Origin of the sequence: Arthrobacter globiformis (assembly GCF_030817195.1) — a bacterium.
Classification (GTDB): Bacteria; Actinomycetota; Actinomycetes; order Actinomycetales; family Micrococcaceae; genus Arthrobacter; species Arthrobacter globiformis_D.
Window position 1 is genome coordinate 1,557,534 of the sequence record NZ_JAUSYZ010000001.1, and the last position, 15,575, is coordinate 1,573,108.

Here is a 15,575-nt window from a genome sequence, read left to right on the forward strand (position 1 = left end):
CTGGAGGAAAGGTGCTGACCAGGCCGGCCGGAGCGCGGACCAGCCCTCAGGTACTCCTCACCGCCGCCTGTCTGGGAGCCCTCCTCACCGCCTGCTCAGCCGGCAGCGCCGTCACGGACACTGTCTCCACCGCCGCCGAGGACAGCTCCTCCGCCATCGCCACCGCCAAGCTCGCCGTCGGCCTGGACTCCGACGGGAAGCTCACCCGGGCCGCCACCTCCACCGCGCTCGACGACGCCCTCAAGGAGGTGCAGACCAGCCGCGACACCGTCCTGCGGCTCTCGCCCACCTCGCCCGAGGACCGGCAGGTGCGCGAGGACGCCCTGAGGGTCCTGGACAGTTCCGCCGCCGGCCTCACCACCGCGCGGGACGCCGTTTCGTCCGACGACGGCGGGCCGTCCCTTTCGGACGGAGCGCGGGCGCTCGCCGCGGCTGAGGACGCGCTCTCGCAGCTCACGGCCAAGGTGGGCAAGAAGTGAAGCGCCTGCTCGGCGTCGCGCTCGGCATCCTCACCGCCATCGGAGGGTTCGTGGACATCGGCGACCTGGTGACCAACGCCGTCGTCGGGTCCCGGTTCGGGCTGTCGCTTGTGTGGGTGGTGCTGGTCGGCGTCGTCGGCATCTGCGTGTTCGCCAATATGTCCGGGCGGGTGGCGGCCGCCTCCGGCCGGGCCACCTTCGAGGTGATCCGCGAACGGCTGGGCCCGCGGGCCGGGCTGGCCAACCTGTCCGCCTCATTCCTCATCAACCTGATGACCGTGACCGCGGAAATCGGCGGCATCGCCCTAGCCCTGCAGCTGGCCAGCAGCGTCAATTACCTGCTCTGGATTCCGCTGGCGGTGGTGGCGGTGTGGCTGGTGATCTGGCGGGTCAAGTTCTCCATCATGGAAAACGTCACCGGGCTCCTGGGCCTGACCCTGATCGTCTTCGCCGTGGCGCTTTTCCTGCTGAAACCGGACTGGGGCAACCTGGCCAGCCAGGCCATCCCCGCCGTCCCGGCCGAGGAGACCGGCGCCACCTACTGGTACTTCGCCATCGCCCTCTTCGGCGCCGCCATGACCCCGTACGAGGTGTTCTTCTTCTCCTCCGGCGCTGTGGAGGAGGGGTGGAAGATCAAGGACCTGATCCAGTCGCGGATCAACGTCCTGGTGGGGTTTCCGCTCGGCGGGCTGCTGTCCGTGGCGATCGCGGCGTGCGCCGCCGTCGTTCTTCTCCCCGCCGGGATCGCCGTCACGTCCCTCTCCCAGGTGATCCTCCCGGTGGCGGAGGGCGCCGGAAAGCTGGGGCTCGCCGTCGTCCTTCTCGGCATTGTGGCCGCGACATTCGGGGCGGCCCTGGAGACGACGCTGTCCAGCGGCTACACGCTGGCGCAGTTCTTCGGCTGGTCCTGGGGCAAGTTCCGCAAGCCCGCAGAGGCCGCCCGGTTCCATCTGGCGATGATCATCTGCCTGCTGGTGGGCATCGCGGTGCTGGCCACCGGCGTGGACCCGTGGTGCTGGTGACCGAATACTCCGTGGTGTTCTCCGCGGTGGCGCTGCCGCTGACGTACCTGCCCATCCTGATCGTGGCCAACGACCCCCAATACATGGGCAAACACGTCAACGGCCGGGGCGTGAACGTGGTGGCGATGGTCTACCTCGTGGTGATCCTGGTGGCCTCGCTGGCGGCCATACCCCTGATGATCGTGACAGGAGCCGGCGCATGAAAACGCCCCGCCGCTCTGTTCCCCTGGCCCCGGTTCCCCCTGTCGCCGGGCAGACCCTGGACGCGCAGCTGCACCTGCTGGACCGCCAGGTTTTGGACAGCGACGGCGTCCCCGTCACCACCGTGGACGACCTCGAACTCGGCGTCCCCGAGGGCGCGCCCGAACTTCCGCTCGGGACGGTGATTCCCGAGGGAACGCCGGCCCCGGTGATCACCGCCGTGCTGACCGGCCCCGTCCTGGGGACGCGCATCTTCGGCGGCAGGCCGCCGTCGTCCCGGCTGATCCGGATCCCGTGGACGGACGTGGCCGACGTCGGCGTGGTGGTCCGGCTCGGCGTCAGCGGCCAGGGCCTCGACGCCGACTGGGTGGAGCGCTGGATCCGCGACAAGATCATCGCCCGGATACCGGGATCGGGAGGCCGCCGTGATCCTCGGTGACCTTTTGGGCACTCCGGTGCATGACGACGACGGCGTGCGGCTGGGGCGCGTGGCCGACGCCCGGTTTGTGGTGGACGGTGCCCCGCGCCGGCTGATGGCCGAAGCCCGGCTGCTGGGCCTGGTGGTCAGCCCGCACAGCTGGTCGTCGTTCCTGGGCTACGAGCGGAACAGCCTCACCCAGCCGTGGCCGCTGCCCAAGCTGCTGCGGTGGCGGCACCGGGGATCCTTCTTCGTGATGTGGGAGGACATCGCAGTGTTGGGGGACCGGTCCGTCCGGCTGCGGCCCGGGTACACGGCGTACAGTCCGGCGCTGGACGGCAACGGGCAGGAGTAGTTTCCCTTGCCGCCGCCGACAGCCCTGATCACCCTCGAAGGTTGATCCTGCAAGTTTGTCGCGGTGCCGGCTGGATCTCGTGTAGTCTAGAGACCGTTGTTGTGTTTGTATTTGGTAGTTCAGGCAGTACGCGCGGTCGAAAGTCCGCGTTCTTCTGAAGTAGCGGTTTTGAACACCCCACGCCGGAGGACCCGAAAGTCGGGACTTTTCCTCCACCTTCACGAAGGACAAAAATAATGGCTACTGGCACCGTCAAATGGTTTAACGCTGAAAAGGGCTTCGGCTTCATTTCCCCCGATGACTCTTCCCAGGACGTGTTCGCACACTACTCCGCGATCAACTCCGGCGGCTTCCGCTCCCTCGAAGAGAACCAGAAGGTCTCCTTCGAAACCGAGCAGGGCCCCAAGGGTCCCCAGGCCGTCAACATCCAGGCTCTCTAATTCCATAGAGTTTCTGGGGCCGCAAGGTTTCTGAGCAGGGCCCGTCTCCGGACGGGCCCTGCTTTTTGTTAACCCGGGTGTGCTGCTAATCGGCAGGCTCAACCACCGGGCTCAACCAGCGGCTGTTAGAGCTGGCCGCGCGCGGCCAGGAACGTGGTCAGTGCGGGGTTTTCGATTTCCTTTGCCAGCCAGGGGACGGCCTGGGCTGCGGTCTCGTCCCCGAGCACGGCGCGGTGGGACTGTGCCCGCACGGCGAACTCCCGCATCCCGCTGCGGCTGGCAAGTGCCCCGAGACGCTCGACCACTTCTCCCGCCCGCTCAGACCGTGCCGCGATAGCCACTTCCGCCGCAACGTCCAGCAGCCGGGCCGAATACCAGAGGTACCAGGGCTTGGGTTCCATCCCTCTGTCCACCCAGTGCTGCGCCGCGGCGAGGTTGCCATGCGCCAGGAACAGGCGGGCTTCGGCCCCCGCAGCGAGGGCCATGTAGCAATGGTCCCCGGCCAGGTCCGCCATCACCCACGAGCGGTCGATCATTTCGGCGGCAGCCTCGAGGTCGCCGGCAGCGAGGTACGTTTCGCCGCGTACTCCGGCCACAAACGGCTCGAACGCTGTCCAGTGCTCGGCAGCAATCCATTCCAGGGCGTGGTCCAGGGTCTTGGCCGCCAGGTCCAGCTCACCGCGCAGCAGCAAGACCCGGCCGAGGAGCGCGCTGCTGAACGCCTGCTGCCGGCGGTTCCGCATCTCCCGGGCCAGCTTCCCGGAGGCGGTCAGCGCATCCATCGCGTCCCCATAGCGTGCGGTATCCGACGCCAGCATGCCCTGAATCGCCAGGACTCGTGCCTGCTCTTCCGGGAACCCTGCGGCAGCCGCACTGGCCCGCTCCAGCCAGCCGGCCGCCCGGTCCGGGACACCCCGCTGCACGGATAAGTACCCCAGCTCGCGGTAAGCGGCCGCCGCAGTGGGGGACGCGCCGTCGTACTTTTCCGACGGCGCCACGGCCGACGGCGATTCGGCCGACAGGGCCCGGTGCAGAAAGTCCGCTACCTCCGCGCCGCGGCCGCCCGCCTGGTGGATCATCGCCCCGGCGAGCGTGACCAGCGACTCGGCGAGCAGGTGCCGGTTAGGCGTGCGCTGGGCCAGGACGACGGCAAGCCGCAGCTGATCCAGCCCGCGGTCCACGGCGCCGGCCGAGAGTGAGGCGCCGCCGGCGTCGAGATAGGACCGGACGGTAGCCACGGTGGCGGGAATCCCCGGGGCGGTCTCAGGTGCCGCGCCGGACAGCGCCGTCCGGATTTCGGGTGGCAGCGGGAGGCCCAGTTCGTCGCGGTAAAGGTTGGCGCACTTGCTCACATGCTCGCGCGCATGCCGGTGCTCACCAATCGCCACCAGCGCCCGGACCAGCACCGCGTTGCAATCAGTGTGGAACGGGTCACGCTGCAGCGCACGGGAGGCCAGCTCCGCAGCCTCCCGCGGATCGCCCGAAGCCATGGCGGACACTGACGACTCGTACAGCACGGACTGCGCGCAGTTCTCCAGCCGGTAGCGCTGGTCCGACAGCCAGGATTCGAAAACCGGGCAGTCGACGAAGGACAGCCCCTCGAGCAGCTGGCCGTTCAGGCTGTGCGGGTCAGGGCGGGGGACCGCACCCGACCCCACGAGTTCCGCAGCGTCGCAGCGCCACGGCGGCTGCATCTCAAACCGGAGGGGATCACCCGCCATCGTCACGCCGTCGAGGGTGCGCCGCAGCTCCGACAGGTTCCAACGCAGCGCCCCGAGCGGATCTGCAGCATCGGGAAATAGCAGCCCGGCGGTCCTCGACCGTCCGGTGCCCGCAGCCTGCAGGGCGAGGTAGGCCAGCACAGCCCATGCCTTCCGGCCGCGGGGCTGTGGAGGACTTGCGCCAGGGGACTCGATCCGCGGCGGACCGAGGAGCCGGATCCACGTCTCGGCCATACGGCTCATGGTACCCCGGCGGCTTTTCGCTGTCTGCGGTGCCTCACACGCTTGCTCACACGCATGCCGGACACACTGAAATCACCAATCAGCACCAACACTCATCCGAGGGAAACACCATGGAACTGCTCGTCATCATCCTGCTCGTTGGACTCTGGGTTGTCGGCGCCACCGTCCGTGCCGTCCTCACCGACGGCCGTGGCCACACTCCCCGGGTGCGTTCCACTGAAGGATGGCACGCAGGGCGTCTGCCCAGCGTTCCCTTCTCCGAGGCGCGGCTTTAGGGAGCAGCGGGTTTCAACAAGCTCAACCCTGAAGAGCCGCGCGGGGAACGCTCCGCCCGAGGATCGGACTGGGGTCGTTCGTGTCAGGGCGGCCCGAGCCCATAGACTGGAGGCAGGTGAGCCGGGAAGTCTGGTCGGCACGGTATTTGTCGACCCAACGATCAGGACACCTAATGGACCAGAACCCACCCTCAACTTCGCCCCGCGGCGGATCCACCGTCTTCGGACGCGGCAGCTACGCCGAGGCGCTGCGCATCGGGGCGATACTGCGAAAAGAAACCGTCGGCGGCGCACTGCTGGTCGTCGCAGCCGTCGTCGCACTCTTCTGGGCCAACTCACCCTTGGCCGAGAGCTATTTCGCACTCCGGGACTTCAGGATCGGCTACGAGCCCTGGCACCTAAACCTCAGCCTCGGAGCCTGGGCCGCCGACGGACTGCTGGCCATCTTCTTCTTCCTCGTCGGACTCGAACTCAAGCGGGAGTTCGTCGCCGGAGACCTGCGCCAGATCAGCAAATCCATCGTCCCCATCGCCGCCGCCGTTGGCGGTGTCGCTGTGCCCGCGGTCATCTACGCCCTGGTCAACCTCTCGAGCCCGGAGATGTTGCGGGGCTGGGCCATCCCCACCGCCACCGACATCGCCTTCGCCGTTGCCGTCCTGGCGATCATCGGCTCCCACCTGCCCAGCGCCCTGCGGATCTTCCTGCTCACCTTGGCCGTGGTCGATGATCTGATCGCGATCAGCATCATCGCCATCTTCTACTCCAGCGACATCCAGCCCGGGCCGCTGCTGCTGGCACTGATTCCTCTGGGCCTCTACACCTTCCTCGCCCAGAAATACCGCCGGTTCTTCGGATCCAGGCTTGTAGCAGCATGGCTCATCCTGCTGCCACTGGGCATCGCCACCTGGACGCTGGTGCATGCCTCAGGCATCCACGCCACCGTCGCCGGCGTGCTGCTGGGGTTTGCCGTGCCCGTGATCCGTTCCCAGGCCAGCGGCGGTCCGGAAGCCGGTCCCGGCCTCGCGGAGACCTTTGAACACCGCTTCCGCCCCATCTCCGCCGGCATCGCCGTACCGATCTTCGCGTTCTTCTCCGCCGGAGTCGCCGTCGGAGGATGGGAAGGGCTGGTCTCCGCCCTTACCGACCCGGTAACCCTGGGCATCATCCTCGCCCTCGTGCTGGGTAAGCCTGCCGGGATCCTCGGCACCACCTGGGTTCTCACGAAGGCCACCAGGGCAAGGCTGGATGACTCCTTCAAGTGGATCGACATCTTCGGAGTCTCCGTCCTGGCCGGAATCGGTTTCACCGTCTCGCTGTTAGTGGCTGAACTCAGTTTCGGTCACGGAAGCATCTACGACGACCACGCCAAAGTCGGCATCCTGACCGCGTCTCTTATTGCTGCGCTGCTGGCAGCAGCCGTCCTCAGCACCAGAAACCGCCAATACCGGCTGGCAGAAGCCGCCGAGGAAATCGACTCCGACCATGACGGCATCCCCGACGTTTACGAACAGGACCAGCGCTCCTGAACCCAGTGCGGGAATGTGCCGCCGGTCCCCTGGGACTAGTGCAGCCCCATCGCATTCCGCACTTCGTCGAGGATGTGGTGCATGGCGGTCTCTGCCGCCGTGGCGTCCCCACCGGCGACAGCTGCGGCCACTGCCTCGTGCGCGTCCAGGGCTTCGGGCCGGGGCTTGAACGGCATGAGGCCCTGCTTGGTGCGGCTGGTGAGCACCTCGGCCACCATGCCCTCGAGCGAGGAAAACATCTCGTTGCCGCAGCTTGTCAGCACCAGCCGGTGGTAGGCGATGTCAGCCGCCAGGAACGCCTCCAGTTCACCGGCTTCACCCAGCCGCCGCAGGTCCGCGGCCAACTCCACCAGCTGGCTGCGCTCGGCGGCACTTGCCCGGCGGGCGGCGCCCGCGGCGGCGATGGGTTCGACGGCGATGCGCAGCTCGGTGAGGCTGGCGTACTGCTGCGCGCGGCGCTCTGACGCGAGGCGCCAGCGCACAAGTTTGGGATCGTAAACGTTCCAGCGTTCCGGGCTCTGCACCACAATCCCCACCCGCCGGCGAGAGTAGACCAGGTTCATCGACTCGAGGACCTTCATCGTGTCCCTGGCGACCGTCCGGGACACGCCGTACTCCTGCTGCAGGCCTTCAAGGGTCAGGCGGCTCCCGGGGCCAAGACGCCCGGAAGCGATAGCCACGCCAAGAGCGTCAAGGACGCGTTCATGCATCGCGGGTGACAACCCGCCGTCGTTCGCGTCATCCGCGCTCTCTGATGTCGCCATCGACATATTCCTGCCTTCCCTCCGCGCCCGTGGCGCCTCCCAAGACTACCGGACGATGAAGGCAAAGATATGACCTGTGACACGAAAAGATAGTATCTTTTGAATGAATTGGTGATACCTTATCTCCAGCGCAGTTCGAATCGGGCTGCAGATTGAGCTTCTTCCACAAGCCAAAGACGTCTTCTTCGGAGGTAAAACATGCAGTATCCAGCCACGCACCTGGTGGTCATGGGCGTTGCCGGTTCGGGCAAGTCCACGATTGCCGCGGCCCTTTCCAAGCACCTCGGCTGGGCCAGCGCGGAGGCGGACGAGTTCCACCCGCAGTCCAACATCGACAAGATGAGCCAGGGCATCCCGCTGCAGGACGAGGACCGCTGGCCCTGGCTGCAGCAGATTCAGGACTGGATGACCGAACAGGCCCGGGCCGGCCACAGCACCGTGCTCACCTGCTCCGCGCTCAAGCAGAGCTACCGGAGGCTGCTGTCCGAAGCCGAAGGCCGCGTGCTGTTCATCCACCTGCACGGCGAGGCAGCCCTGATCAGCCAGCGCATGCAGGGACGCGAGGGCCACTTCATGCCGCCCACGCTCCTGCCCAGCCAGCTGGCCACCCTGGAACCGCTGACCGCGGAGGAACTGGAAGCCGGCAGCCTCCGCCTGGACATCACCCGCACCCCGGAGGAGCTCATCGGCGCCATCCTGGCCGCGCTGCAGCTTCCCTCCCACCAGGCGCCGTGCGCTAACTAAGCGCCCACCCTCTTTCACCTCCCCAACGCAAGAACCTGTTTCAAAGGAGAACCATGACCATCGAAGGATGGACCCAAACACTGGGCGCAGGACCACTGTTGCTCATCGCGGCAGCGGCCATCGCCGTCCTGCTCGTCCTGATCATCCGGCTGCGCATGCACGCGCTGCTGGCACTGATCGTGGTCAGCCTTGCCACCGCGTTCGCCACTGGCATCCCTGCCAACCAGGTAGTGCCGGTGCTGGTCAACGGCTTCGGGACAACCCTGGGCACCGTTGCACTGCTGGTGGGCCTGGGGGCCATGCTCGGCCGCATCGTGGAGACCAGCGGTGGCGCGAAAGTGCTGGCCGACTACCTCATCGGCATCTTCGGCGAAAAGCGCGCACCGTTCGCGCTGGGCCTCGCATCCCTGATCTTCGGCTTCCCGATCTTCTTCGACGCCGGCCTCGTGGTCATGCTCCCTGTCGTGTTCGCCGTGGCCCACCGTCTGGGCGGGGGCGTGCTGCGCTACGGCCTGCCCGCCGCCGGCGCGTTCTCCGTGATGCACATCTTCCTGCCGCCCCACCCTGGTCCCGTCTCGGCGTCGGCCTTCTTTGAGGCGAACATCGGCCTCGTCACCATCGCCGGCCTGCTCACGGCAATCCCCACCTGGTATGTCACCGCCTACCTGTACGGCCTGTGGACCGGCAAGAAGCTGGAGCTGCCCGTGCCGGAACTGCTCGGCCACGCAACCGCCGACGCCGAATCCCACCCGCCGCGGTTCCGCACCGTCATCGGCCTGCTGCTTCTGCCGCTGGCACTGATCTTCATCAATACCGGCCTGAACACCCTCGCCGCCTCCGGCGTGCTGTCCGAAGCGGTCAAGAAGGAACAGTGGTTCCAGGTGCTGCGCACACTCGGTGAAACGCCGGTGGCGCTGCTCATCTCCGTCCTGGTTGCGATGTTCGTCCTCGGCGCCCGCCGCGGAGTCCACAACGGCGCCCTGGAGAAGCTGCTTGAATCCTCGCTGGGCCCGGTCTGCTCGGTCATCCTCATCACCGGCGCCGGCGGCATGTTCGGCGGTGTGCTGCGCACCTCCGGCATCGGCGACGCCCTCGCCGACGTGCTCGGCAACATGGGTATCCCGCTGATCCTGGCCGGCTTCCTGATCTCCGCGATCCTGCGGATTGCGCAGGGCTCCGCGACCGTGGCATTGACCACCACCGCAGGACTGATCGCTCCGGCCGTTGCCGCGGGCGGACTGAACGGCATGCAGGTCGCTGCCATGGTCATCGCCGTGGCCGCCGGCTCCGTGGTGGTCTCCCACGTCAACGACTCCGGCTTCTGGCTGGTGGGCCGCTTCTTCGGCATGGATGTCAAGACCACGCTGAAGACCTGGACCGTCATGGAAACCCTGATCGGCGTCATGGGCTTCACCATCGCCGCGGTGATCTTCCTGGTTGCCGGGCTGGCCGGTTAGCTACTGCTTTCTAAAGTACGACGGCGGGAGGTTGGCAGATCTGCCAGCCTCCCGCCGTCGTACTTTTGTCGGCCGACTTCTGAAAAGTGAGGGAGACTGGAAGCCACAACCACGAAGGCGGACCACATTGATCAATCTGCAGCAGGATGCCGAAGGCTTCATCCGGATGAACCGGCATTTCCCGGAGAGCATCCTCGTCTCCGTCACCTTTTCCGACGGCTCGGTGGAGGAGGTTTCCGGCAAGCGGCTCAACCAGGCGTACGACGAGGCCTTGGCCGAGTTCCGCGCACAGAACCACCTGGACGCGAAAGGCTTCTCGCGTCACCAGAAGAGCCGGAGCAACCCCGGCAACAAGGTCGACTTCGTGCGGGTCCAGCCCGGCATGGGTGGCTGAGCCGGGGCGCCGCTTCGGCAGTTTTATTCGGCGAGGGCCTTGATGACCTCCTTGGCCACGTCCTCACTGGACTGCGGGTTCTGGCCGCTGATCAGGTTGCCCTCCCGCACAATGTGGCTGGCCCAGTCCGGGCCGGTTTCCACGTTGGCCCCCTTCCCCCGCAGCGCCGTCTCCACGAACCAGGGCGTGTTCTCGCCGGTGCCGCCGCCCATCTCCTCCGAGTTGGTGAAGACCGTGAGCTTGCGACCCGCGAAAGCGAACGCGCCGTCGTCGGCCGTGGCGCTGAGCAGGCCCGCCGGGCCGTGGCAGAAGGGCGCGATAATCTTTCCGGCACCGTCCGCCTCCACCAGAATCCGGCCGAGGTCCTTGTCCTGGAACAGGTCCGCCATCGGGCCGTGGCCGCCCGGCAGGACGACGGCGTCGTACCCGGACATGTCGACGTCGGCCAGCACCAGCGGCGCGAAAAGGTCGACGTCGATCATCTCCAGATAGGTCCGGAAGTCCTCCGCCCTCTCCTCGCTGCCGACCATGTCCGGCTGCAGGCTGATCTTGTCCACGTTGGGCTTGACGCCGCCGGGAGTGGCGAAGTCCACGTTGTGCCCGGCCTGCTGCAGGGTACGGTGTGCCACCACCAGCTCCTCGGCCCAGAACCCGGTGGGGTGCCGGCTGCCATCCTTCATGGTCAGCGAATCGGCCGCCGAGACGACCATCAGAATGTTAGCCATTGTTCTTGCTCCTTTTGTGATTTTCTTGGTTTCGGCAGGCTCAGCCAGCGGGGACCGCTAATCGAGCTTGTCGAGATCCCGCGGACCGGCTTGGTTTCGACGGGCTCAGCCGGTGGTCCATTCCCTCAGCCGGAGCGGCGGCTCCTCGCCGCCGGGCTTCTGAAGCAACACTTGGTTCACTCCCGTCAGGCCGCCCTCGAAGCCGAGAGCACTGGCGGCCATGTAGAGCCGCCAGATGCGCGCGCGGCCGTCGGACGTCAGCCGCACGGCCTCGTCCCACTGCTCCTCGAGGTTCTTCACCCAGGCCCGCAGCGTCAGGGCATAGTGCCGGCGGAGGGCCTCGACGTCCAGCACCTCGAAGCCGCCGCCCTCCAGCGCCACCACCAACTCGCCCAGGCTGAGCATCTCGCCGTCGGGGAAGACGTAGCGGGGGATGAAGGAATCCGGATCGTCCTCGGTGGGCCCGGCGTTCCAGGAGATGGCGTGGTTCAGCAGCCGGCCGCCCGGCCGCAGAAGACCGTGGAGCTGCGAGACGTAGCGGCCCAGCTGTTCGCGGCCGACATGCTCGGACATGCCGATGGAGCTGATCGTGTCGTAGGGCCCGTCGGTCACGTCGCGGTAGTCCTGGACCCGGATATCCACGAGTTCAGTCAGGCCGGCCTCGGCCACCCGCTTGCGGGCCATCTCGGCCTGCTCGGTGGACAGCGTGATGCCGACGACGCTCACCCCGAACCGCCCGGCCGCATGCAGCGCGAAGCTTCCCCAGCCGCAGCCCACGTCCAGCACCCGCATGCCGGGCTTCAGACCCAGCTTCCGGCAGGCGAGGTCGAGCTTCTCCTCCTGGGCCTCTTCCAGGCTCCGGCCCTCATCGGACCAGACGGCGCACGAGTAGACCAGCGACGGACCGAGGACCAGCCGGTAAAAGTCATTGCCGACGTCGTAATGGTGTGAGATCGCGGCAGCATCCCGTTTCTTGGAGTGCCTCCTGCCGTGCTTTTCCACCCTCGCCTCCTCCGGCGGGGGAGCGGGGTTGGGCCCGAGCGCGCCGACCCGGACACCCGTCTTCACCAGCGTCCACAGTTCCCGGGGTGTCAGCGGACTGAAAGGGCCAGGCTCGGCGAACTTGCCGACGGAGCTGAGGGCGGCGAAGGCCGCGAAGATGTCGCCGTGCGCGTTGATTTCACCGGCGACGTATGCCCGGCTCAACCCCAGCTGCCCGGGCGCCCACAGGATCCGCCGCAGCGCCCGCCGGGACGTGAACTCGATCAGCGGGGCATCTTCGGGACCGGCTTCGGAGCCATCCCAGGCCCGCAAACGGATGGGTATCTGCTCTGTGCCGGACCGGTCATTGTTCAAATCCCCGGTTCCGAGAACAATGGCCAATGCCTTGGCCAGCTTTGGTGCCGCTCCGGTCGTCTTTGCCATCCTCGTCGCCTCTCGTCCGCTGCCCCAGCTCGGCGGGCTGCGCCATTGCAGTCCCGTGGCAATAACGTACACAAGCCTGCGTGTAGCGGACAGGGAGACAACCCTGTCTCGCTGGCATCAGTCCAAACATTTCGACTCTGGACCGGATATCAGGGCGGTGGGATCCTGATCGCAATACCGTCGGAGAGGGAGGCTGATACCGCCATGGACGACTCGCCGGAGACGCGCCAGAGGCTGTCCGACCGCATCGAGGAAAAGCAGAGCGCACTCCGCTCCTACCTGGAACGGCTCCGGCCACGGCGGCACAGGCTCACGGAATTCAGCGTCGCCGGGAGCGTGCTGGCGGCTCTGTTCACTGCGGGTCCGGCGTTTGGCGGCACGGGGTTCACGGCGGCAGTCCAGGGTATGTTCTCGCTCGGTGACGCCTCCGTGGTGTGGCGCGTCCTTTGCCTGGGAGCGGTGATCCTGTCCGTTGGGGCAGGTCTGGCCACGAACTTCGCCAACTCGCAGGCTTTGGCCGAGAAAGTCACCGCAGCGGAGACAGCGATCGCGCAATTGGAGGGGCTGCAGCTGTCTCTGGGCTTCGGTCACATAGCGATTGACGAGGCAGCGATGCTGTACAAGCAGTTCGTTTCCCACGTTCCGTTCGTGGCAGAGGTCCCGTCCCGCTGAGCGGTATTAAGAGTACGACGGCGGTGGCGGCCAGCCGGTTCCGCGCTATCGCGGCCGAAGGATGCGCGGAGTCTCCCGTCCGGGTCCTCCTTCCCGGGTTCGGCGAACTTTCAGTGAGCCCTTGCTATTCCGCGTCCTATGGCGGGCGGACCCTGAGCATCCGAGTCTGGACCGGGATTCCGGGCGGTGGGATCCTGATCCAAACGTCGACCGGGGGGAGAAAGGCTGTAGCTAACCATGGAAGAATCCGCCGATACGCGGCAACGGCTCTCCGAGCGCATTGACCAAAAACAGCAGGCCATTCGCTCCTACATAGGACGGGAGCGGCCACGACGGAACCGACTCTCCAACATCAGCATCGTGGGCAGTGCGCTGGCGGCCGCACTCACGGCCGGACCGGCAGTGGGCGGTACCGGATTCACGGAGGCGGTACGCGGGATCTTCTCGCTGGACGACGACTCCATCGTGTGGCGGTTCCTCTGCCTTGCAGCCGTAATCTTCTCCGTGTCCGCCGCCCTGGCCACGAATTTCGCCAACTCCCGGGCCTTGGGCGAAAAGGTCAGCGCGGCCGAGAGCGCCAACGCCCAACTGGAGGGCCTGCAGCTGTCGCTGAACTTCGGCAACCTCGCCGTGCCCGATGCCCTCAAGCTCTACCAGCAAGCTGTGGCGCCGGTGGCCTTCGTGGACGAGGTTCCTTTGCGCTGAGCTGCTTTTTCTAAGAACGCACGACGTCGGGTGGCTGGCAGAAAGCCAGCCACCCGACGTCGTGACACGTGGAAGTGTTCTTATCGCGCTAGGTGTACTGCCCAGGGACGTTGGTTGGGTGAATGTGATGACTCGCTGGAGTCGTTGACTCATGGGTGAGGACCTCCGGTTGGACAGTGGAGTTGCTTAGACAACCGCTGAAGCGACCAGGAGGTCCTCAATGTCCCACGCTAATGCTGCTTTGACTCCACGCCAACGGTTACGCGTCGCGCGGCTCGTCGTTGATCACGGCTGGCCGGTGTCCCGGGCTGCCGAACAGTTCAATTGCTCCTGGCCCACCGCCAAACGGTGGGCAGCCAGGTATGCCGCGATGGGCCCAGCCGGCATGACGGACCGATCCTCAAGCCCGCACCGGGTGGCGAACCGGACTCCGCCGCATCTGGTTCGCAAGGTCGTGCACCTGCGCTGGAAGCAAAGGCTGGGGCCTGTCGCGATTGGAGCGAAGCTGGCCATGCCTGCCTCCACGGTCCACGCGGTCCTGGTCCGGTGCCGGCTGAACCGGCTGCATTACGTGGATAAGCGCACCGGGGAAGTCATCCGCCGCTACGAACACGACAAACCCGGGGCGATGATCCACGTCGATGTGAAGAAGCTCGGCAACATCCCGGACGGTGGCGGCTGGCGCTACGTTGGCCGGCAGGAAGGCAAGAGGAACCGCGCTACGACTCCGGCAAAGCCGCGAAGCAACCACCGCAACCCGCTGATCGGCACCGCCTACGTGCACACCGTCGTGGACGACCACTCACGCGTCGCCTACGCCGAGATCCATGATGACGAAACAGCGGCCACCGCAGCCTCCGTTTTGAAAAGGGCAGTATCCTGGTTCGCCGCGCGCGGCGTCACCGTCGAGCGAGTCCTTTCCGACAACGGATCAGCGTACAAATCGAACCTCTGGCGGGACACCTGCCGGGAGCTGAACATCAAGGCCAAGAAGACCCGACCCTACCGTCCGCAAACCAACGGCAAGATCGAACGGTTCCACCGCACACTGGCCGACGGATGGGCCTTCAAACGCTTCTACGCCACTGAATCAGCCCGCAGAAACGCCCTCCCTGCATGGCTGCACCACTACAATCACCACAGGCCCCACACTGCAATCGGAGGCCACACGCCCATCAGCCGCTTAACCAACCTGCCTGGGCAGTACAGCTAGGACAGCGCAGACGTCTGTGACTCTACCGGTCCCGCTAAATACGTGGACTTCGATGGACCCGTTAAGTTCAAATCGGAACGTACCCTCGACGAGGAAGATTCCCGGGCGGACTGTTTCATTGAGTTCAATGCTGTTGACGATGGCGTTCCTGCCGGTCACGGTGGAAACCACGTTACCGTTGGCCAGTGTTTGGTTGTGCGTAGCTCCCGTGATTACATAAGTGACGGACTTTCCAGTAAGCGTATTCGTGAACGTTGCTTTCAGTCCAGGTGCGATAAGAATGGAGTCGTCCCCAGGGGCGCCGATTTCTTTACTCTTTCCAGCGACTTCCACCAAAACAGGAAATGCACAGACATCGCCAGCGGTAGTGGTGAAGTCAAAAGCGATGGGTTCTACGGGCGCCGCCGCAACCGGTCCGGAGGTGACCATCGAGCCCAGGAAGACCCCAATGAGAATGAATAGCTTTTTCATGATTTATCTCCATTGTTTTTTGGCATACAAGCGCACTGGGCAGAATAATGCCGCAATATGCGCGCAAAGAAGGTGAGGGGCGTTGAATATTCGCATAAGGCCAATATTCCTATGAGGCAGGTTCTCCCACGGAGTAGCCCGCAAATGAGTTGCCGCAGGAAATGGCACGAAGCGCATTCCCACTCATTTACCCTTACGTAAAAGTAAGGGTCAGCTCTCGGCATTGTCTTCTTTGATTAATGCCTAGGTGCAGGATATTAGACCTGCTACTCGCCCTTGGGAAGACAATTCATTATTTGTCAAGGAATTCGAACTGGTTGTCACC

Annotated in this window: 17 protein-coding genes and 1 pseudogene; 13 read left to right on the forward strand and 5 right to left on the reverse strand. The window is 65.7% G+C overall.

Going from position 1 to position 15,575, the window contains the following annotated elements; translation table 11 throughout:
• Positions 1–11 precede the first annotated feature (11 nt).
• The 5 genes and pseudogenes from QF036_RS07070 (at position 12) to QF036_RS07090 (ending at position 2,915) form a co-directional block, all read left to right on the forward strand.
• Complete coding sequence (locus QF036_RS07070; protein WP_307100457.1) at positions 12–479, forward strand: hypothetical protein; 468 nt, start codon at positions 12–14, stop codon at positions 477–479.
• Positions 476–1,704: pseudogene (locus tag QF036_RS07075) on the forward strand (Nramp family divalent metal transporter). The gene QF036_RS07070 and the pseudogene QF036_RS07075 overlap by 4 nt, the downstream one beginning before the upstream one ends.
• A complete protein-coding gene (locus QF036_RS07080) occupies positions 1,701–2,141 on the forward strand; it encodes a hypothetical protein (protein ID WP_307100459.1) in 441 nt (146 codons plus the stop codon). Before QF036_RS07075 ends, QF036_RS07080 begins: the two are co-directional and overlap by 4 nt.
• Complete coding sequence (locus QF036_RS07085; RefSeq protein ID WP_307100461.1) at positions 2,128–2,475, forward strand: PRC-barrel domain-containing protein; 348 nt, start codon at positions 2,128–2,130, stop codon at positions 2,473–2,475. The genes QF036_RS07080 and QF036_RS07085 overlap by 14 nt, the downstream gene beginning before the upstream one ends.
• A 236-nt stretch (positions 2,476–2,711) precedes the next feature.
• On the forward strand, positions 2,712–2,915 hold the full coding sequence (locus tag QF036_RS07090) for a cold-shock protein (RefSeq protein WP_190606256.1): 204 nt from the start codon (positions 2,712–2,714) through the stop codon (positions 2,913–2,915).
• 125 nt (positions 2,916–3,040) lie between these two features.
• Here QF036_RS07090 and QF036_RS07095 read toward each other — a convergent pair whose 3' ends face one another.
• The gene (locus QF036_RS07095) at positions 3,041–4,870 is read right to left on the reverse strand and encodes a tetratricopeptide repeat protein (RefSeq protein WP_307100463.1); all 1,830 of its coding nucleotides are present in this window, start codon (positions 4,868–4,870) and stop codon (positions 3,041–3,043) included.
• 119 nt (positions 4,871–4,989) lie between these two features.
• On the opposite strand from QF036_RS07095, the gene QF036_RS07100 reads away from it, so the two are divergent.
• Together QF036_RS07100 and nhaA are read left to right on the forward strand one after the other, a co-directional pair.
• Positions 4,990–5,154 (forward strand): hypothetical protein, encoded by a 165-nt coding sequence (locus QF036_RS07100; protein ID WP_307100465.1) that lies wholly within the window; start codon positions 4,990–4,992, stop codon positions 5,152–5,154.
• 173 nt (positions 5,155–5,327) lie between these two features.
• Positions 5,328–6,680: a Na+/H+ antiporter NhaA gene (gene nhaA / locus QF036_RS07105; protein ID WP_307100467.1), complete on the forward strand. Its 1,353-nt coding sequence runs from the start codon at positions 5,328–5,330 to the stop codon at positions 6,678–6,680.
• 35 nt (positions 6,681–6,715) lie between these two features.
• Here the strand turns inward: nhaA and QF036_RS07110 are convergent, their stop codons facing one another.
• Positions 6,716–7,450, reverse strand: a complete 735-nt coding sequence (locus tag QF036_RS07110; RefSeq protein WP_307100470.1) for a FadR/GntR family transcriptional regulator — start codon at positions 7,448–7,450, stop codon at positions 6,716–6,718.
• Between the two features lie 192 nt (positions 7,451–7,642).
• Between QF036_RS07110 and QF036_RS07115 the strand changes: the two genes are divergently transcribed.
• The 3 genes from QF036_RS07115 to QF036_RS07125 all read left to right on the forward strand — a co-directional run bounded on the left by QF036_RS07115 (position 7,643) and on the right by QF036_RS07125 (position 10,039).
• Entirely contained in the window at positions 7,643–8,188 is a 546-nt protein-coding gene (locus tag QF036_RS07115) for a gluconokinase (RefSeq protein ID WP_307100472.1), read from the forward strand.
• Between the two features lie 53 nt (positions 8,189–8,241).
• Entirely contained in the window at positions 8,242–9,645 is a 1,404-nt protein-coding gene (locus QF036_RS07120) for a GntP family permease (RefSeq protein WP_307100475.1), read from the forward strand.
• Between the two features lie 127 nt (positions 9,646–9,772).
• Complete coding sequence (locus QF036_RS07125) at positions 9,773–10,039, forward strand: hypothetical protein (protein ID WP_043420101.1); 267 nt, start codon at positions 9,773–9,775, stop codon at positions 10,037–10,039.
• A 23-nt stretch (positions 10,040–10,062) separates the two neighbouring features.
• On the opposite strand, the gene QF036_RS07130 is transcribed toward QF036_RS07125, so the two are convergent.
• Together QF036_RS07130 and QF036_RS07135 are read right to left on the reverse strand one after the other, a co-directional pair.
• Positions 10,063–10,764 (reverse strand): type 1 glutamine amidotransferase domain-containing protein, encoded by a 702-nt coding sequence (locus QF036_RS07130; protein ID WP_307100479.1) that lies wholly within the window; start codon positions 10,762–10,764, stop codon positions 10,063–10,065.
• A gap of 105 nt (positions 10,765–10,869) precedes the next feature.
• Positions 10,870–12,189 carry an SAM-dependent methyltransferase gene (locus QF036_RS07135; protein WP_307100481.1) on the reverse strand — a complete coding sequence of 440 codons (1,320 nt, stop codon included), beginning with the start codon at positions 12,187–12,189 and terminating at the stop codon, positions 10,870–10,872.
• Between the two features lie 204 nt (positions 12,190–12,393).
• Here QF036_RS07135 and QF036_RS07140 point away from each other — a divergent pair, with 204 nt between their 5' ends.
• The 3 genes from QF036_RS07140 (at position 12,394) to QF036_RS07150 (ending at position 14,779) form a co-directional block, all read left to right on the forward strand.
• Entirely contained in the window at positions 12,394–12,861 is a 468-nt protein-coding gene (locus QF036_RS07140) for a hypothetical protein (RefSeq protein ID WP_307100482.1), read from the forward strand.
• Between the two features lie 237 nt (positions 12,862–13,098).
• Positions 13,099–13,566: a hypothetical protein gene (locus QF036_RS07145; RefSeq protein ID WP_307100484.1), complete on the forward strand. Its 468-nt coding sequence runs from the start codon at positions 13,099–13,101 to the stop codon at positions 13,564–13,566.
• A 220-nt stretch (positions 13,567–13,786) separates the two neighbouring features.
• A complete protein-coding gene (locus QF036_RS07150) occupies positions 13,787–14,779 on the forward strand; it encodes an IS481 family transposase (protein ID WP_307100486.1) in 993 nt (330 codons plus the stop codon).
• On the opposite strand, the gene QF036_RS07155 is transcribed toward QF036_RS07150, so the two are convergent.
• Positions 14,750–15,250: a hypothetical protein gene (locus QF036_RS07155; RefSeq protein ID WP_307100488.1), complete on the reverse strand. Its 501-nt coding sequence runs from the start codon at positions 15,248–15,250 to the stop codon at positions 14,750–14,752. The genes QF036_RS07150 and QF036_RS07155 overlap by 30 nt on opposite strands.
• Positions 15,251–15,575: the final 325 nt, after the last annotated feature.